We start from the raw sequence: 18,078 nt of genomic DNA on the forward strand, positions 1-18,078 counted from the left end.
AAAGCCGGCACGCGGTGGCTCTGCGAAGCTACACCACCAGCAGGGACACGACCGATGGCGCTGGTCAACAGTGAATGGTGAATGCCGGCTACGGGTCGAAAGCTGGCCCATCGCCATTTCCCCGCCGCCCCCTACCCGATCACCGGGTGATGCGGCGCGCAATCCGGCCGCATCTGCCCCTTGAGCCGCGGGTCGTCATCGACCTCGACGCCGCGCTTGAACACCGTAAACCCCGAGCGCTGGTAGAATTCCGGCGCGGAGGGGTGGTCGAGCGTGCAGGTGTGGACCCAGAAGCGCCCGATCGGCTTGGCCCAGGCCAGCGCCAGCGCCCGGTTCATCAGCCAACGACCGGCGCCTTTGCCCACCACCGCCTCGTCGAGGCCGAAGAAGGCGAGCTCCGCCTCGCCCGCCACCCGGAAATCCAGTTCGAGCAGGCCGTGATCGGCGCCCTCGCGGCGGACCATGTAGGTCTCGACATTCGCGTCGCCGAGGATGGCCGCGACCTCGCCGCGGGGCTTGACCAGCCGGCTGAACCACATCCAGCGCTCGCCCAGCCGCCGGTACATGGCGAGATAGCGGTCCAGTTCGTCCGCGCCGATCCGCTCCAGCGCAAACCCTTCCAGCCCCGGCGGATCGGGCCGCTCGGGCGGGCGCGCGAACATCTCCAGCGAGGTGACGATGGCGGCGATCTTGCCGGGCGGCAGGTCGGTGGTGCCGGTGAGGCTGATGGTCAGGGTCTGGGTCATGTCGGCCTGGTCGGTGAATCGGCATTCGGCGGCCAACCGGATTCGGCTGGCGCCCTGCCCCGATCATGACATGATCGGGGCGGAGACATCACCTCATGGCGAAGCGGCATCAGCGGGCAGGGACAGGCGGGCGCGGCCTCGCGCTGGCGCGGCTCGTGGTCGCGCTCGCGATTATGCTGCTCGCCGTGCTGCCTCATGCGACGCTGGCCGCGGGCCATGCCGCCCCGGCGGCTTTCCACACCGAGCCACACCCAGCTGCCGCGGGGCCGACGCCCTGCCATGAGGAGGCCGGCCATCACGACACCGCGCCGGCCGCGCCCGGCCACGCCATGCCCTCCTGCTGCATTCTCGGCTGCGGGCTCCTGGCCCAGGCCCCTGCCCTGCCCGGCGCCAGCGATCCGGCCGGCTGGCGCAGCCTTGCCCCCGTGACGGTGGCCGCGAAGCCCGAGCGCACGCCCGAGCCGGCCGAGCGCCCGCCGCGGCGCAGGCCGGCCTGAACCCTTCCACCCTTTTTCGTTTGCAGGGAGCCGCGCGCCGGGCCTGCGGGCCGCCGCGGCCTCCCGTCTTCATCGAGGACCACTCATGACCGTTTCCGTTTCCACCCGCCTCGCCCTCGGGCTCGTCGCTGCGCTCGCGCTCGGCGGCACGGCGCTGGCCCAGCAGCATCAGGGCCACGGCTCCCATGGCGGCCACGGCGCGCCCGCCGCGAAGGCGGGCGACAGCGCAGCGACCACCGCCTACAAGGCCGCCAATGCGAAGATGCACAAGGACATGGACATCGCCTTCACCGGCGATGCCGACGCCGATTTCGTGCGCGGCATGATCCCGCATCACCAGGGCGCCATCGACATGGCCAGGGTCATGCTCGCCCATGGCAAGGACCCGGCGCTGAAGAAGCTCGCGACCAGCATCATCGCCGATCAGGAGAAAGAGATCGCGATGATGCGCGACTGGCTCAAGGCCAACGGCAAATAGCCATCGACGACCCGGCAGGCGGCGGCGACGCCGCTTGCCCTTCCTCCGCCTCGCTGGCACAGAGGCTGCACGCACGGCTCCCCGCTGCGCCGTTTGCGCCGATCTCCACGCCCTCGCAGCCCGCGGGTCCCATGAAGCGATATCTGGATTACCTCTGGCCGATCATCGGGCTCGTCGCGGTCGTCTGGTCCGTCGATCTGCTCTGGGACAAGCTCAAGGCCGAGGCCGGGACGGATGCCGCCATCGAGGCGCTGCTCGCCCAGGGCAGTTTCTGGGACAATCTGCGCATCGTCGCCAGCCGCATCGGCCAGAAGATCGCGGTGATCCCGACCGACGCCTTCTTCCACGCTGCGCTCGCGACCCTCGTCGCCTATGCGGCCCTCGCCTGGTACGACCGCATCGCCCTGCTCCATCTCGGCAAGGAGAAGGGCATCTCCTGGCTCTACATCTCGGTCTGCTCCTTCGTCACCTACGCCCTCTCCCACAACATCGGCGCCTCTGTGTTCTCCGGCGGCATGGTGCGCTTCCGCGCCTATACGGCCAAGGGGCTGACCGCGGGCGAGGTCGCGGTGCTGGTCGCGCTCTGCTCCTTCACCTTCGCCTTCGGGACGATCCTGCTGATGGGCCTCGTCCTGCTCTACGAGCCCGAGATCCTGCGCCCGCTCGGCCGGCTCTCCTCCTGGTTCGCGATCGGCGACAATGGCGCGCGGCTGATCGGCGTCGCCATGCTCGGCTTCGTCGCGCTTTACACGATCGGCTCTTGGCTGAAATTCCGGCCGCTGCGCCTCGGCAAGCTCGAGATCATCTATCCGCGCCTGCCGATCGTCTTCCGGCAATATCTCGCCGCCCCGCTCGAACTCGCCGGCGCTGCCGGCATCATCTATTTCGCGTTGCCGGAGCAGGGCAATCCGGGCTTCATGATCGTGCTCGGCGCCTTCCTGCTCTCCTTCTCGGCCGGGCTGCTCAGCCAGGTCCCGGGCGGAGTCGGCGTGATGGAGGCGGTGTTTCTGGCGGTGATGCCCGGCATGCCGGCGCCGGCCGTCTTCGCCGCGCTGCTGATCTGGCGGATGTTCTATCTCATCATCCCGCTGGTCGTGTCGCTGCCGGTGGTGCTGGCCTTCGAGCGGGCCCAGCTCCGGCGAAACACCCGCATCGCCCCACCGCCCTAGCACCGCCCCTAAAGTCGGGACCCGGTTTTCGGAGCCATCCGATGCGCGACAATGCCCGTCAGCGTCGGAGTGCGATCGCGGCGGCCGCGAACATCAGCGCCGCGCCGATCGCCTCGCTGCGGCCGAAGGGCTCGTCGAGCAGCAACACGCCGGCGATCACCGCGATCACCGGGCTGACGAAGGCGTAGAGCCCGGCTCCGAAGGCGCCCCAGTCGCGCAGCAACCGGATGAAGATGGTGAAGCCGATCAGCGAGCCAGCCCCGACCAGGAAGGCGAGCGCCGGCGCCACGGGCCAGGCCAGCAAACCCGCGAGTTCGGCGGTGCCGACCGGCTCCAGCACCAGCGTCACGACGATCAGCCCGGCCGCGCCGATCGCCGTCTGCCAGCTCGCCAGCGTCAGCGTCGGCATCGTCCCCGCAATCGGCCGGCTCAGCACCGCGCCGATGCAGTAGCACAGCGTTCCGAAGGCGACCGAGGCCAGCCCCCAGGCCTCCAGCGCGTCACCCGAGCCCACTCCGCCGGAGAGGCGCTGCCCGAAGAGGAAGCCGAGCCCCGCCGTCCCGAGCGCGATCGCCAGCAGCCGCCGCCCAGTGATCGCCTCGCCTTCGATCAGCCGCACCGCGATCAGCGTCCAGATCGGGATCGTCGCCATGTTGACGATGGCCGAGAGGCCGGAGGGGGCATGGGCCGCGCCCCAGAACAGGAAGGCGTAATTGGCGGTGTTGACCAGCAGCGCCGTGCCGATCAGCCGCGGCCAGGCGGCGGGCGGAACCCGGCCCGCATCCCGCCCGGCCCAGAGCAGCAGCAGCCCTCCGGCGATGACGAAGCGGGCCGCGGCGAGCAGCAAAGGCGAGGTGTGCGCGGAGGCGATCCTGACCGGCAGGAAGGTCAGCCCCCAGACGAGGCAGAGCAGGGCGAAGAGGGCGGCGTTGCGCGACATGCCCAGCCGTCTTAGGCGAGGCCCGCCGGCCCCACCATTGCACCGCCGGCATCGGCGCCCCGTGGAAACCGGCGGCGCCGGTGCCTGCTCAGACGGTGCCGACTGTCTTCAGCCGCACGCGCGGATGGATCTCGGCCTGCGAGAGCACCGGCGTCTCGCGCCGGAAGCGCTCGATGATCTGGCGCACGAAGGGCCGCGCCATGCCGGAGGTGACGAGCGCCGGCATCTCGCCCATGCGCGCCGCATCCTCGAACTTGTCGCGCACCTGATGGACGAACTCCTGCAGCCGCGAGGGCTGCATGGCGAGATGGCGATCCTCGCCCTGGCCGATGATGGACTCGGCGAAAACGCTCTCCCAGGCCGGCGAGAGCGTGATGATCGGCAGCAGGCCCTGCCCGTTCGAGAACTGCGCGCAGATCTGGCGCGAGAGCCGCATGCGGACATGCTCGGCGATGTCGCGCGGGTTCTTGAGCCCGCCCGCAGCCTCAGCGATGCCCTCCACGATGGTGGCGAGGTCCCGGATCGAGATGCGTTCGGAGAGCAGGAGCTGCAGCACGCGCTGAATGCCGGTGGTCGAGATCTGGCTCGGCACGATCTCCTTGATGAGATCGGCATGGTCCTTGGGCAGCTCGCGCAGCAGCTTCTGCACCTCGCCATGCGAGAGCAGCTCCGGCATGTGCGACTTCAGCACCTCGGTGAGATGCGTCGAGATCACCGTCGCGGCGTCGACCACCGTGTAGCCGCGCAGCTGCGCCTCGTCCTGCAGCGCACCGTCGATCCAGGTCGCCGGCAGGCCGAAGGTCGGCTCCAGCACGTTGTGGCCGGGCAGGTTCACGCTGCCGCCCATCGGGTCCATCGCCATGTACTGGCCGGCATAGACGATGCCGTGCCCGGCATCGATCTCCTTGATCTTGATGAAGTAGTGGTTCGCCTCGAGCTGGACGTTGTCGACGATGCGCACGGCCGGCATGACGAAGCCGAGTTCGGCGGCAAGCTGGCGGCGCAGCGCCCGGACCTGGTCGGTCAGCCGGTCCTGCCCGCCGGCCGAATTGACCAGCGGCAGCAGCCCGTAGCCGATCTCGATCTTCAGCTCGTCGAGCTTGAGCAGGTCGTTGAGCGTCTCCTCCTTCGGCGTTCCGTCCGCCTGCAGCGGCGAGGCCGCCTGGGCCGCATCGGCGTCCTCCGCCTCCTTGGCCTTGGCGATCTGCCCGAAATGGCGGGCTAGCCAGGCGGCGGCCAGCGCCAGCACCAGGAAAGGCAGCATCGGGATGCCGGGGAGGATCGCGATCAGCGCCATCACCGCCGCCGACATGCCGAGCGCCTTCGGATAGCCGGAGAGCTGCTTGCCGAGCGCCTTGTCGGCCGCGCCGCGCACGCCGGATTTCGACACGAGCAGGCCCGCGGCGGTCGAGACGATGAGCGCCGGGATCTGGCTGACGAGGCCGTCGCCGACGGTCAGCTGCGTATAGGCGCGGGCGGCGTCGCCGAAGCCCATGCCCTGCTGCGCGACGCCGATGATGATGCCGCCCAGAACGTTGATGAAGGTGATCAGCAGGCCGGCGATGGCGTCGCCGCGCACGAATTTCGAGGCACCGTCCATCGAGCCGAAGAAGTTGGCCTCGTCCTCGAGCGCCTTGCGACGGGTCTTGGCGACCTCCTGGTCGATCAGCCCCGCCGAGAGATCGGCGTCGATCGCCATCTGCTTGCCGGGCATCGCGTCGAGCGCGAAACGGGCCGCGACCTCGGCGATGCGCCCCGAGCCCTTCGTGATAACGACGAAGTTCACGATGATCAGGATGGTGAAGACGATCACCCCGATCACGAAATTGCCGCCCATCACGAAATTGCCAAAGGCCTCGATGACGTGGCCGGCCGCCGCGCTGCCCTCATGCCCATGGGCGAGGATCAGACGCGTCGAGGCGAGATTCAGGGCCAGCCGGAGCATGGTGACGATCAGCAGCACCGTCGGGAAAGCCGAGAACTCCAGCGGTTCCTCGATGAACAGCGCCGTCATCAGCACGAGCACCGACAGGATGATCGAGAGCGCCAGCAGCATGTCGAGCAGTAGGCTCGGCAACGGGAAGATGAGCACCACGAGGATGCCCATGACGCCGATCGCCAGGAACAGGTCCGGGCGGTTGAGGAGCTTCCCCATCCCCCCGCGGCTCATCTCGAAGCCACCGCCTGCCGCTGCTGCCGTGGTCACATCCGTCATCGACCAGCCTGCTCCCCGCGCCGAACTGCGCACGCACCCGGCAATTCTTGCCGGGCATAGGGTGAACGAGTGGTTAAGAAGACCGGATTAGTTCCTTCCGGAACCCTTTCCTGAACAGACCGTTATCGAATGGCCGCGCTGCGGCCCCATTCCGCCCGCCCACTGGAACCGGGGTGGATGACCGGGCTTTTTCGAAAAGCCACAGCTACTGGAGAACGACCTTGGATAGACGTTCATTCGTGTTGAGCCTGTTCGGCGGCATTGCCGCGGCCAGCGTCGGCGGTATTGCCCTCGCACAGGCTGCTGAGGGTGAGATGCCGGTCAAGGCCGGTGATCTGGATGCCGCGACCAAGGCGGCCCTGGACAAGACCGACGCCGATTTCAGCCAGGTCGTCGTGCGCGAGCGCGTCGTGCGCCGTCCGCGTCGGCCGGTCGTGGTGCGTGAGCGCGTGATCGTGCGTCGCCGTCCGCGCCGCTATCGCAGGCCGGTGGTCGTCCGCCGCCGCGTCATTGTGCGCTGAGCGATATTCTCGGGGGCGGCGGCTTGGGCCGCCGCCCTTTTGCGTGAGGCAGCGTTTTCAGACCGCGGAGCCGGAGGTCCCTTGGCATGGCAGAGCCCGTCGCGACTCCGGCGCCAGCACCCGGCGTGGTCGCCACCGCGATCCCCGCCCGCCTCGACCGCCTGCCCTGGTCGCCCTTTCATACGCTCGTCGTCGTCGCCCTCGGCGTGACCTGGATTCTCGACGGGCTGGAAGTCACTCTCGCGGGCTCGGTCTCCGGGGCGCTGAAGGACAGCCCCGTCCTGCGCTTCAGCAATACCGAGGTCGGAATGGCGGGAGCCGCCTATCTCGCCGGAGCCGTCATCGGCGCGCTCTTCTTCGGCTGGCTGACCGACAGGCTCGGTCGCAAGAAGCTCTTCACCGTCACCCTGCTGGTCTATCTCGCCGCGACCGCAGCCACCGCCTTCTCCTGGAACTTCTGGAGCTTCATCGTCTTCCGCTTCTTCACCGGCATGGGCATCGGCGGCGAATACACGGCCATCAACTCGACCATTCAGGAACTCGTCCCCGCACGCGTCCGCGGTTGGGTCGACCTTGTCATCAATGGGTCCTTCTGGGTCGGCGCGGCCCTGGGCGCCGTGGGCGCGATCATTCTCCTCGACCCCGCCGTGATCGATCCCGAGCTCGGCTGGCGGCTTGCCTTTTTCATCGGCTCGGCGCTGGGGCTGATCATCCTCGTGCTGCGGCAGTGGATCCCCGAAAGCCCGCGCTGGCTCATCGGCCATGGCCGGACGCAGGAGGCCGAAGCCATCGTCGCGGCGATCGAGGCTCGCGCCGGCATCCGCCATGATCCGCAGGAATCGCTCCCGCTGACCCATTTGCGGCCCCGCGCGGTGACGCCGCTGCGCGAGGTCTTTCACGTGCTCTTCGTCGTCCATCGCCCGCGCGCACTGGTCGGGCTGGCGCTGATGGTCGCGCAGGCCTTCTTCTACAATGCCATCTTCTTCACCTATGCGCTGATCCTGACCGACTTCTACCAGGTTCCCTCGCAGTCGATCGGCTGGTTCATCCTGCCCTTCGCGGCCGGCAATTTCCTCGGGCCTTTGATCCTCGGGCGGCTCTTCGACACGGTCGGACGTCGCACGATGATCGCCGTGACCTACGCCCTTTCGGGCCTGCTCCTCACCGGCACCGGCTATCTCTTCTGGCGCGATCTTCTGACAGCGCAGCAGCTCACCCTATGCTGGAGCGTCGTGTTCTTCTTCGCTTCCGCAGCCGCGAGTTCGGCCTATCTGACCGTCAGCGAGACGTTCCCGGTCGAGATGCGGGCGCTCGCGATCGCCGCTTTCTACGCGGTGGGCACCGGTGTGGGCGGCGTCGCCGGCCCCTGGCTGTTTGGCTTTCTGATCGATACCGGCTCCCGCGGCAGCGTCTTCGGCGGTTATCTGTTCGGGGCCGTGCTCATGCTGGCGGTGGCTGCGATCGCGGCCCGCTTCGCCATTCGGGCTGAGCGGCAGCCGCTTGAGAGCATCGCCCGCCCCTTGAACGCGGCCGACTAAGCGGACCGCGCCATCGGAGCCCCGACACCGAAACCGATACCGAACGGAACAATGCATCATTCGAATGCATTATTCCGGACCGCCGACTTGGCCCTAGGATGCCGGGGACGATGTGGCGACAGACACTGCGGAGGATCTCGTGGACAGACGTTCGTTCATCATGTCTCTGATCGGCGGCATGGCCGTCGCGAGCCTGGGCGGCCTCGCTGCGGCCGAGGCGACCCAGCCGGCAACACGGCCCGAGGCGAAACCGGAGCCGGCCCCTGCGAACGACGCGGAGGCCGTCACGGCGGAAGTCAAGGATGGCCTGGACAAGGCCGAGGCCGACTATAGCCAGTATTACTATTACCGCCGCCGGCCGCGCTATTACGCCCGGCCGCGCTACTATTACCGCCCGCGGCCGCGCTATTATTACCGCCCGCGCTATTACGCCCGCCCCCGCTATTACCGGCGCCGCTACTGGTAAGGCCCGATCGGGTCAGAGCGCGCTGACGCGCGCCTGACCCGGCTCTGCTACGGCGATACCGGCTGAGCTGTACTCGCTCAGCTTGTTGCGCAGGGTGCGGATTGAGATTCCCAGGATCTTGGCCGCATGGGTGCGATTCCCGAGGCAGTGGTCGAGCGTGTCGAGGATCAGCTCGCGCTCGACATCGGCGACGGTGTGGCCGACCAGCGACCGTGTCATGGCCTCCGCCGTCTGCGCGGCGCGGGCGGCCGGGTCGCGGCCTGCAGCTGGGCCTAGTGTTTCGCCCTCGGGCGTCATCACCGCTTCCGGCCCGATCTCGGCGCCGCGCGCCAGCAGCACGGCGCGGTGGATCGTGTTCTCCAGTTCGCGGACATTGCCGCGCCAGGCATTCGAGAGCAGCAGCTTGCGCGCCTCGGGCGCGATCGGGCGCAACGGCATGCCGTTCAACTCGGCATATTTCCGAGCGAAATGATCCGCCAGGGCGAGAATATCGCCAGGGCGCTCGCGGAGCGCCGGCAGCCGCAGATGCACCACGTTGAGGCGGTAGAACAGGTCTTCGCGGAAGGAGCCTTCGCGTACCGCATCGCCGAGATTGCGGTTGGACGTGGCGATGATGCGCAGATCGACCTTGACCGGCGTCGTTCCCCCGACGCGGTCGATCATCCGCTCCTGCAGCGCCCGCAGGAGCTTGGCCTGCAGGCGGACATCCATCTCCGAGATTTCATCGAGCAGCAGCGTCCCGCCATTGGCCTCCTCGAATTTGCCGATGCGCCGCGCGATGGCGCCGGTGAAGGCGCCCTTTTCATGCCCGAACAGCTCGGACTCCAGCAGATTGTCGGGGATGGCCGCGCAGTTGACCGCGACGAAGGGCTTGTCCTTGCGCAGCGACTTCTGATGCAGGTGCCGGGCGATCACCTCCTTGCCGGTGCCGCTCTCGCCCGTCACCAGCACGGGCGCGTCCGAACGCGCGATCTGGCCCGCGAGCTGGACCACCCGCTCCATCGCCGGGTCTTTCCAGATCAGGCTCGACTGGTCGGCGGCGACGGCCTCCAGCACGGCCGCGATCAGCTCGGGATCGGGCGGCAGGGGAACGTATTCGCGCGCCCCGGCCTGGATCGCCGCGACAGCCGCCCGTGCGTCGGTCGAGGTGCCGCAGGCGACGATCGGCGTGCGGATGCGCTCCGCTTCCAGCGAGGCGACGAATTGCGCCACCGGCAGCGCAACCTCGACCATGAGCAGGTCCGCGCCCTTGGACCGCAGCACGGCGAGCGTCTGCTCCAGCCCCTCGGTGTGCGTGACATTGGCGCCATGCGCGATCGCGATCTTGGCGGCGGCGATGAGCTGTCCCTTGAGACCGCCGGCGATGATGAGACGCATGGCTGAAGCCCTCCTGCGTGACTGCGTGACGGGTCGACCGGGCCTTACCGGTCGGCCTTGATGATTTCGGTCATGGTGACGCCGAGCCGGTCCTCCACCACGACGACCTCCCCGCGTGCCACCAGACGCTCGTTGACGAAGATGTCGATCGCCTCGCCGACGCGGCGGTCGAGTTCCAGCACGGCGCCCGGCACGATCTGCAGCAGATCGCCGACGGCGATCTTCGAGGAGCCGAGCACGGCCGAGACGTTGACCGGCACGTCGAAGACCTGTTCGAGATCCTCCGCCGTCTTGACCGGCACCGGCCCCGACCGCGCGACCGAGCTGTCGTTGTGGTCGAAGGAGAGATCCGCCGGGTTGAGAGGCGGCAGCTTGAGATCGTTGTCCGTGCTCATCGCTCGTCCTTACTCCGCAGGGGGCCGGAAGCCGGGAAACGCCGTCGCCACGGCCTGATCCACCAATTGTCCGAGCCGCTCCCTTTCGATCACGAAGCCGCCCTCGGCCCATTCGATGCGCCCGTCCCCGGGCGCGATGTCGGGCTCGCCCAGCACCACGAGGCGCCCGGCGAAGCCGGTTTCCTGGGCGAGGCGCCGGACCAGGGCCTCGGCCGTTTCCACAGCGCCTTCATTCACCCGCATCACCAGATGCGGCGCCTGCCGCGCATGGGCGAGGCACTCGCGCAGCGCGTTCTCCAGCGCCGCCAGCGGCCGCTCGCCCAGGGCGGCCCCCGCAAGGGCCCGCGCCGCGACGACGGCGACATAGGCCGCCCGCGCTTCGACCTCGGCCGCATGGGTGGCTTCCTGCGCGACGAGCCGCTCGGCGGCCCGGGCCAGTTGGGCGACCAGCCCGTTGAGCTGCCCCTCGGCCTCACGCCGCCCCTGCTCGACCCCCGCCGCGAAACCCTCGGCTCGTGCAGCCGCGATGTCGGCCTCGCCGGCCGCCCTGCGGCCGCCTTCGCGGAAATCCGTCCCGAAGGTGAATTTCGTGGCGCTGCTCATCGTCAATAGACCAGCTCGTCTTCGGCATTGCCCTTGGACAGAATGATCTCGCCCTTGTCGGCGAGGTCCTTGGTCAGCGCGACGAGCTTCTGCTGCGCCTCGTCGACCTCCTTGAGCCGCAGCGGCCCGAGACTCTGGATGTCGTCCTGCATGTTCTTGACGGCGCGTTGCGACATCGCGCTGAAGAAGAAGTCGCGCATCCCCTCGCTGGCGCCCTTGAGGGCGCGGGTCAGCGTATCCTTGTCGACCTGGCGCATCAGCGTCTGCAGCCCGGCCGGATCGAGCTTGCCGAGATCCTCGAAGGTGAACATCAGCGCCCGGATGCGCGCGGCCGAATCCTGGTTGGAGGCGTCGAGCGCGGACAGGAAGCGCATCTCCGTCTGCCGGTCGAAGCCGTTGAAGATCTCGGCCATCATCTCGTGGGGATCGCGCCGCCGCGTCTGCGTCAGGGTCGCGACGAATTCGGTACGCAGCGTGTTCTCGATATGGTCGAGCGCTTCCTTCTGCACCGATTCCAGCCGCAGCATCCGCCCGACGACCTCGATCGAGAGATCGTTCGGCAGGTTGCGCAGCACGTTGGCGGCATGGTCGGGCCGGATCTTGGAGAGGATCACCGCGATCGTCTGCGGATATTCGTTCTTGAGGAAGTTGGCGAGCACAACGGCGTCGATATTGCCGAGCTTCTGCCACATGTTGCGGCCGGCGGGACCGCGGATTTCCTCCATGATCATGGCGACCTGATCGGTCGGCAGGATCTTCTCGAGCAGCGAGATCGTGCGGTCGAAAGAGCCGGTGACGGCGCCGGCGCTGGAAAGCTTGCCGACGAAGTCCAGCATCAGCCGCTCGACATCGTCGGCATCGACCGTGCCGAGTTCTGCCATGGCGCGGGTGATGATGCGGATTTCCTCGTCGTCGAATTCCGACCAGATCTTCCGGCCGTGCTCTTCGCCGAGCACGAGCAGGATCACCGCGGCCCGCTGCGGGCCGGTCATCTCGTCGATATTGGTGACGCCGATGCCACCGCCTTCGATGGAGCCGTCGCGGTTGGCGAGGGAACGTGCTTCGGCCATGGCTCAGTGCCCCGTCATGCCGCGGCTTTTTCGTGGATCCAGGTCCGCAGCACCGCGACGCTGTCCGCCGGGTTCTGGGAGACCATCTGACCGATTTTTTCCACGGACTGCGCCTTGAGCTGCCCCTTGAACTGGGCGACGGCGAGCATGCGCTCCGAGGGCAGCTCCACGTTGAGCGGATCGCCGTCGGCTCCCGGCAGCGCGCGCGAGGCGGCCGGATCGCCGTTCGTTTCGGCGGGAATCATCGCGACGCCATTGCGGATGATCATGGGCCCGCCCCGCATGGCGGCGCCGGGATCGGGCGCGAGGATCTGCTTGAGCAGCGGCCGCACCACCACCATCAGCACGATCAGCGTGAGCAGGGCGATCACGCCGATCTCGGCGAAGCGGATGACGTCCTCCTTCGTGACCGAAAGCAGCTGCTGCATGAGGCTCTGCTCGACCAGATCGGTCGCGGTCGGCGGCGCCTCGGCGAAGCGCAGATTGACGACCTCGAGCTTGTCGCCGCGAGACTCGTCGAAGCCGGCCGCCGTCCTCACGAGCTGGCCGATGCGCTCCAGATCCTCGTTGCTGCGCGGCTGATACGTCACCTCGCCATTGGCGCCGCGCGTATAGGTGCCGTCGACCAGCACCGCCACCGAGAGCCGCTTGACCCGCCCGCCCTCCAGCACCTCGGTGCGGGTCGTGCGGGAGATCTCGTAATTGACGACCTCCTCGTTCTTCTGGGAGTTGTCGCGCGGGGCGTTGCCGCCCTGCCCGGGCTGGGCGCCGGGCAGCTCGTTACCGACGGTGACGGCGCCGCCGCCCTCGGAGGTCGTCGACGCCTCGGTCCGGTTCTGGCTGGAGCGAACGACGCGGCTCTCGGGATCGAAGGTCTCGGAGCGGCTCTCGATGCGGTTGACGTCGAGCGCCGCCGAAACCTGCACGCGGGCCCGGCCGTGACCGACGATGCTGGCGACGATGTCCTCAATCTGCAGTTTGAGGCGGCGCTCGATGCCGACCTGCCGCTCCTCGATGCCGAGCCCGGCCACGCCGTTCTCCGACTGGGCACCGTCGGCGAGCAGCCGGCCACGCTCGTCGACGATCGAGACCCGCTCGGGCTTCAGCCCGTCGACCGCCGAGGAGACGAGATGGCGGATAGCCCGGACCTGAGCCGCGTCGAGATCGCCTCCCAGCTTGAGCGCGATCGAGGCCCGCGGGGGCTCGCGGTCGCGCTCGAACAGCCGCTTTTCAGGGATCACGAGGTGCACGCGCGCGGCCTGGACGCGGCTGATCGAGCGGATCGTGCGCGACAGCTCGCCTTCGAGCGCGCGCATGTGGTTGATGTTCTGGACGAAGCTGGTCGAGGAAAAGGCGTCGCCCTTGTCGAAGATCTCGTAGCCGACGCCGCCGCCCGCCGGGATGCCCTTGCTGGCGAGGTCGAGCCGCAGCCGCGGCACGACCGTCTTGTCGACCAGGATGGTCTGGCCATCGCCGCGCAGCTCATATTTCACGCCGCGCGTGTCGAGGTCCTTGAGGATGGCGCTGACATCGGAGGAATTCAGGTCGGAAAACAGGACGCCCATGGCGGGCTGGGACATCCGCATCATCACGAAGGCGAAGAAGCCGACGAGCGCGAGCGTGACCGCCAGCATCGCCGCCAGGCGCGGCGCTCCAAAACGCGAGAACTGTTCGACGATGCCGCTCACGCCGCTATCCGTTTCACAAAGCCGTCCCGCCCGCTCCTGGTCGCGGGTTACTAGGCAAGTTTTTCCCGGTGCGTGGTTAGCGTCTGGTTAATTTTTGCCGGGCGGCCGTTAAGATTGTCCCGGACAGGGCCGCCGGAACGAAAAAGGCGCCGGTCCGGGGACCGACGCCTTGGGGCATCCGGCAGCGGTCAGCTGCGATCATTGGCGGTAGTGCTGGATCCGGGTGGTGCGCAGCCCCGCGAGGCCGTGCTGGTCGATCGACATCTGCCAGCTGAGGAATTCGTCCACTGTCAGCGTGTAGCGCTGGCAGGCTTCTTCGAGGCTCAGGAGGCCGCCGCGCACCGCGGCGACGACCTCGGCCTTGCGCCGGATCACCCAGCGGCGGGTATTCATCGGCGGAAGGTCGGCGATCGTCAGCGGACTTCCGTCCGGTCCGATCACGTATTTCACCCGCGGTCGCAAAGGCTCGGTCATGGTACACTCACACAACTCAACAGAGCTACTTGTGCCGAGCATAGGGCTACCGCTTTAAGATTTGCCTAAGGCGAAACCCACGGCTTTCGCCATCGCTGATTCGCTTCACTGCGTCCGCACCACGCTCTTGACCTTGTCGATCGGGACACTGATCGCGCCGATCTTCAGCGTCGGGATCGAGCCGGTGAAGTCGACGCCGTCGACCACGCCACTGATCTTCGTCGTCGCCGTCATGGTCGCGCCGGCCGTGTCCTTGGCATCGATCGTGATCGTGTATTCCCCGTCCGCCGCTGTTTGCGCCGTCGAGGTCGTGCCGTCCCAGGTGTATTTCTGGTCACCGGCGACGAGCGTCTTGGTCTGCGTCTGCACGACGCTGCCCTTCGAATCCTTGATCGTGATCGTCGCGACGCCGCCGCGCGGCACGTTGACCTGCCATTCGGCCTTGCCCTTCTCGAGACGCGTCGTGGCGCCGTCGGAGGTGATGGTCGCACCGATGAAACCGACGGCGCTCGTCGCCGTGCCGGCCGAATTGAGGCTGAGCAGCGAACTCAGCGTCTCATTGGTCTTGAGCTGCTGCTCGACGCCCGCGAACTGCACCAGCTGCTGCGTGAACTGGTTGGTGTCGAGCGGGTCGAGCGGTGACTGGTTCTTGAGCTGGGTCGTCAGCAAGGTCAGAAACTGGTCGAAATTCTGCGCGATCGCGGCGCCGCCCGAGACGGTGCTGGAACTGCTGGTGCTGCTCGAGGTGCTCGAGGTCGAGCTCGAGGTGTTGGAGACGGTCATGACGCTCCTCCCTGGTTCAGACGCTCACGTCCACGCCGCCCAGGCGCACGAAGCGGCCCTGGGGCGCGGAAAGCGCGGTGATGGCGATGTCGTCGCCGGCTTCGGCGCCGGAGGCGGAGCCACGCCGGCGCTGCGGGGTATCGTCCTGCTGCCGCGGCTGGCGGAAACCGGATTGGTCGGATGGATCGCGGAGCGAGATATCGACGCCACCATCGGAGGGCTTGAGCCCCGCCTGTTCGAAGGCGCGCTCCAGCGTCCGCGCATCGCGCTGCAGCAGATGCAATGTCTCGACGCGGTCCACCACCATCCTGGCGCTGACCTCGCCCTTGTCCGAGATCGACAAGGTGACGTCGACTCGCCCCAGCTCGCCGGGATCGAGCCGGATGTCGAACTGCCGCGCACCTGAGAGCGCTTTGAGGCCGATCTCGATAGGGAGCACGTGCAGCGGCGTCGGCGGGCCGCTGGCGGCCGCATGGCCCGGCTGCGCGGGCGTCTGGGCCAGGATCGGATCCGGCATCGCCAGCATGCGCAGCGGATCGGGCCGGGCCGCGCCTTGCGCCGTCATCGCGGACAGGTCGATCGCACCGAGCGCCTGGTCGAGCCGCTCCAGCGGCTTGAACTCGGCCGTCGCGGCTGTGGGCAGAGCGGCAGGGGCTTCCGCCTTGGGCGTAACCTCGGGGGTCCCAGGCAGGCCGGTCGGAACGGTCTCCGCCTTGCCGGCCGGCGCCGCATCGGGCGTCAGGGCCAAGGCGGCGGTGAAGCGGTCTGCGGCAGGCCGCGCGGCCGGCGCTCCTGCAACCTCGGGACCGGCAGCCTGCCCGGCCACGGGCTGCTGCGGATCGCCGGCGACGGTCGAAGCTGTGCCGGGGGCAATGGCCGCTACCGCCTGCGCCGTGGCAGCGCCGCCGCCCTTGCCGGCCAGTGGATCGCCATCAGGAGCAGGCGTTGACGCCGAAGATGCCGGCATCGCAGCCGGTGTGGCCGGAGCGGGAACGAGCAGCGGCTGCACCGGCGCCGCGGGAGCCGTCTCGGCCATCATGATGTCGGGCAGCGCGGCGGGGACAGTCCCTTCGCCCTCGCTCGTCTCGACCGGCTTCGCAGCTTCGGTCGTCTCGGTGGTCGCACCGTCCGTCTCGACCGCCTGAGGCGAAGGATGAGAGCCGGAGGCCACGACCGCGGCCGCCAATGCGGCGGTTGTTTGAGCGGGCGTCTCGTCCTGGGCGGCCTGCGCGATCGTGACGAGCGCCGCGACGTCGAGATCGGGCTTCGTGGCCGAGGCGGGCTTCGGCGCCGTGGCCGGCGCGGCGGCGGGTTTCTGTGGCTCGGTCTGCCCGCCCTTCGCCGCCTTGTCGGCAGTGGCTTCGCTGGAGGCGTCCGCCTGGCCGGTCTCCTCCGCCTTGGCGGATTTCGCCTCGTCGCTTTGCGCCTTGCGCTCCTCGCTGGCGCGGACGGGCTCCCGCCCGTCCCGGACCGGCGCATCCGCCTCCGCGCTCGCCTCACGGCGCTCCCGGGGGGCAGCCGGCGCCTCGCGAACCGGTTCGTCCTGCGGCAGCACGAAGCTCTCGCGTTCGTTCGGCTCGCGCTCGACAGCGCGGCGGCGCGGGGCGGCCTCGGCGGGCGCAGAGGCAATCGTCAGTGGCTGAATCGACATTCGGTTCGTCCGCAACACGGGGCGAAAGGCCCCGCAACCCTCCAGCAAGCCGCGAGCCACAGCCGATCCTAGCAATTACAATGAGTTAGCGCAGAACCGCAGCCGCTTCGACGGCAAGAACCGCCGGATGTCTCGCGCTGGCCGGCAGCTTTTGCCCATCGCGGCTGGCCGCGCCGCGCCAAAGCCGGTATAGAGCCGCCTCCATCTCCCTTTGACTGACGGACCGCCCCGCTTTCCATGACCGCGCCCCGCAACTCCCTCGACATCGCCAAGCCGCCCGCGGCCACGCGCGTCGTCGCGGCGATGTCGGGCGGCGTCGATTCCTCGGTCGTGGCCGCCCTGCTCAAGCGCGAGGGCTATGACGTCGTCGGCGTGACGCTGCAGCTCTACGACCATGGCGCCGCCGTCCACCGCGCCGGGGCCTGCTGCGCCGGGCAGGACATCCATGACGCGCGCCGCGTCGCCGAGCAGATCGGCATCCCCCATTACGTCCTCGATTACGAGAACCGCTTCCGCGACGCCGTGATCGAGCGCTTCGCCGAGAGCTATCTCGCCGGCGAGACGCCGATCCCCTGCGTCGAGTGCAACCGCACGGTGAAGTTCCAGGACCTGCTCGGGCTCGCCCGGGAACTCGGGGCCGACGCGCTGGCGACCGGCCATTACGTCGTCGGACGCGAACTGGCCGATGGCCGTCGCGGCCTGTTCCGCGCCGCCGACGCCAACCGCGACCAGAGCTATTTCCTCTACGCCACGACGCAGGAGCAGCTCGACCTGCTGCGCTTCCCGCTCGGCAGCATCGACAAGGCGCAGACCCGCGCGCTCGCCGCCGAACTCGGCCTCGGCATCGCCGACAAGCCCGACAGCCAGGACATCTGCTTCGTCCCCAATGGCCGCTATGCCGACGTCATCGAGCGGCTGAAGCCGGGCGCGGCGCGGCCGGGCGAGATCGTCCATCTCGACGGCCGGGTGCTCGGCCGCCATGAGGGCGTGCTGCGCTTCACCGTCGGCCAGCGCAAGGGCCTGGGCCTGAGCACGCCCGAGCCGCTCTATGTCCTGCGGCTCGACGCCGACGAGGCCCGCGTTATCGTCGGCCCGCGCGAGGCGCTCAATGTCCGTGAGGTTCGTCTGCGCGATCTCAACTGGCTCGGCGAGACTCCGCTCGACTCCTTACCCGCAGACGGCCTCGACGTCGCTGTGCGCGTGCGCTCGACGCGCCCCCCGCGCGAGGCGCGGCTGCTGCGCGACGAGGCCGGGCTGAAGGTCGAGCTCGCCACCGACGAGGAGGGCGTCTCACCCGGCCAGGCCTGCGTGATCTATGCCGATGCCGGTCCCGGTGCCCGCGTGCTCGGCGGCGGCACGATCATCCGCCCCGCCCTGCGGATGCCGCAGCCGCGGCCCGTCGCCGACCTCGCCTTGTCCTGACGCCGGCCTCCGGCTCCTCCTCCTCGATCCTGATTACGAGCCGCT

The 18,078-nt window shown here is 68.6% G+C and carries 18 protein-coding genes; 7 read left to right on the forward strand and 11 right to left on the reverse strand.

Annotated features, from left to right (window positions below):
- Positions 1-131: 131 nt before the first annotated feature.
- Positions 132-746, reverse strand: coding sequence for a GNAT family N-acetyltransferase (locus tag AX750_RS18165; protein ID WP_066734338.1), 615 nt, complete (start codon positions 744-746; stop codon positions 132-134).
- Between the two features lie 95 nt (positions 747-841).
- Between AX750_RS18165 and AX750_RS18170 the strand changes: the two genes are divergently transcribed.
- From AX750_RS18170 to AX750_RS18180, 3 genes are all read left to right on the forward strand, one after another.
- On the forward strand, positions 842-1,243 hold the full coding sequence (locus AX750_RS18170) for a hypothetical protein (protein ID WP_066734328.1): 402 nt from the start codon (positions 842-844) through the stop codon (positions 1,241-1,243).
- 85 nt (positions 1,244-1,328) lie between these two features.
- The gene (locus AX750_RS18175) at positions 1,329-1,721 is read left to right on the forward strand and encodes a DUF305 domain-containing protein (protein ID WP_066734323.1); all 393 of its coding nucleotides are present in this window, start codon (positions 1,329-1,331) and stop codon (positions 1,719-1,721) included.
- Between the two features lie 131 nt (positions 1,722-1,852).
- Positions 1,853-2,890, forward strand: coding sequence for a YbhN family protein (locus tag AX750_RS18180; RefSeq protein WP_066734320.1), 1,038 nt, complete (start codon positions 1,853-1,855; stop codon positions 2,888-2,890).
- A gap of 58 nt (positions 2,891-2,948) precedes the next feature.
- Here AX750_RS18180 and AX750_RS18185 read toward each other — a convergent pair whose 3' ends face one another.
- Together AX750_RS18185 and flhA are read right to left on the reverse strand one after the other, a co-directional pair.
- A complete protein-coding gene (locus AX750_RS18185; RefSeq protein WP_066734317.1) occupies positions 2,949-3,830 on the reverse strand; it encodes an EamA family transporter in 882 nt (293 codons plus the stop codon).
- 88 nt (positions 3,831-3,918) lie between these two features.
- Positions 3,919-6,000 carry a flagellar biosynthesis protein FlhA gene (gene flhA, locus AX750_RS18190; protein ID WP_245282436.1) on the reverse strand — a complete coding sequence of 694 codons (2,082 nt, stop codon included), beginning with the start codon at positions 5,998-6,000 and terminating at the stop codon, positions 3,919-3,921.
- A gap of 284 nt (positions 6,001-6,284) precedes the next feature.
- Between flhA and AX750_RS18195 the strand changes: the two genes are divergently transcribed.
- The 3 genes from AX750_RS18195 (at position 6,285) to AX750_RS18205 (ending at position 8,570) form a co-directional block, all read left to right on the forward strand.
- A complete protein-coding gene (locus AX750_RS18195) occupies positions 6,285-6,566 on the forward strand; it encodes a hypothetical protein (protein ID WP_156450077.1) in 282 nt (93 codons plus the stop codon).
- Between the two features lie 86 nt (positions 6,567-6,652).
- Positions 6,653-8,104, forward strand: a complete 1,452-nt coding sequence (locus tag AX750_RS18200) for an MFS transporter (RefSeq protein WP_066734301.1) — start codon at positions 6,653-6,655, stop codon at positions 8,102-8,104.
- 139 nt (positions 8,105-8,243) lie between these two features.
- Positions 8,244-8,570 (forward strand): hypothetical protein, encoded by a 327-nt coding sequence (locus tag AX750_RS18205; RefSeq protein WP_197431925.1) that lies wholly within the window; start codon positions 8,244-8,246, stop codon positions 8,568-8,570.
- A 12-nt stretch (positions 8,571-8,582) separates the two neighbouring features.
- Here AX750_RS18205 and AX750_RS18210 read toward each other — a convergent pair whose 3' ends face one another.
- The 8 genes from AX750_RS18210 to AX750_RS18245 all read right to left on the reverse strand — a co-directional run bounded on the left by AX750_RS18210 (position 8,583) and on the right by AX750_RS18245 (position 16,611).
- Complete coding sequence (locus AX750_RS18210) at positions 8,583-9,947, reverse strand: sigma-54 dependent transcriptional regulator (protein WP_066734294.1); 1,365 nt, start codon at positions 9,945-9,947, stop codon at positions 8,583-8,585.
- Between the two features lie 44 nt (positions 9,948-9,991).
- Positions 9,992-10,342: a flagellar motor switch protein FliN gene (fliN, locus tag AX750_RS18215; RefSeq protein ID WP_066734291.1), complete on the reverse strand. Its 351-nt coding sequence runs from the start codon at positions 10,340-10,342 to the stop codon at positions 9,992-9,994.
- A 9-nt stretch (positions 10,343-10,351) separates the two neighbouring features.
- Complete coding sequence (locus AX750_RS18220; RefSeq protein ID WP_082735402.1) at positions 10,352-10,945, reverse strand: FliH/SctL family protein; 594 nt, start codon at positions 10,943-10,945, stop codon at positions 10,352-10,354.
- 2 nt (positions 10,946-10,947) lie between these two features.
- The gene (gene fliG, locus AX750_RS18225) at positions 10,948-11,937 is read right to left on the reverse strand and encodes a flagellar motor switch protein FliG (RefSeq protein WP_066734332.1); all 990 of its coding nucleotides are present in this window, start codon (positions 11,935-11,937) and stop codon (positions 10,948-10,950) included.
- A gap of 92 nt (positions 11,938-12,029) precedes the next feature.
- Entirely contained in the window at positions 12,030-13,703 is a 1,674-nt protein-coding gene (fliF, locus tag AX750_RS18230; protein ID WP_082735401.1) for a flagellar basal-body MS-ring/collar protein FliF, read from the reverse strand.
- A gap of 198 nt (positions 13,704-13,901) precedes the next feature.
- Positions 13,902-14,177 (reverse strand): DUF1153 domain-containing protein, encoded by a 276-nt coding sequence (locus AX750_RS18235; RefSeq protein WP_038359348.1) that lies wholly within the window; start codon positions 14,175-14,177, stop codon positions 13,902-13,904.
- 105 nt (positions 14,178-14,282) lie between these two features.
- Positions 14,283-14,960, reverse strand: coding sequence for a flagellar hook capping FlgD N-terminal domain-containing protein (locus AX750_RS18240; RefSeq protein ID WP_066734288.1), 678 nt, complete (start codon positions 14,958-14,960; stop codon positions 14,283-14,285).
- Between the two features lie 16 nt (positions 14,961-14,976).
- Positions 14,977-16,611: a flagellar hook-length control protein FliK gene (locus AX750_RS18245; RefSeq protein ID WP_066734286.1), complete on the reverse strand. Its 1,635-nt coding sequence runs from the start codon at positions 16,609-16,611 to the stop codon at positions 14,977-14,979.
- Positions 16,612-16,848: 237 nt separating this feature from the next.
- Between AX750_RS18245 and mnmA the strand changes: the two genes are divergently transcribed.
- Entirely contained in the window at positions 16,849-18,033 is a 1,185-nt protein-coding gene (gene mnmA / locus AX750_RS18250; RefSeq protein WP_066734284.1) for a tRNA 2-thiouridine(34) synthase MnmA, read from the forward strand.
- Positions 18,034-18,078 lie beyond the last annotated feature (45 nt).

The sequence above is a fragment of the Methylobacterium sp. CCH7-A2 genome (assembly GCF_001557075.1).
Taxonomy (GTDB): Bacteria; Pseudomonadota; Alphaproteobacteria; order Rhizobiales; family Beijerinckiaceae; genus Allobosea; species Allobosea massiliensis.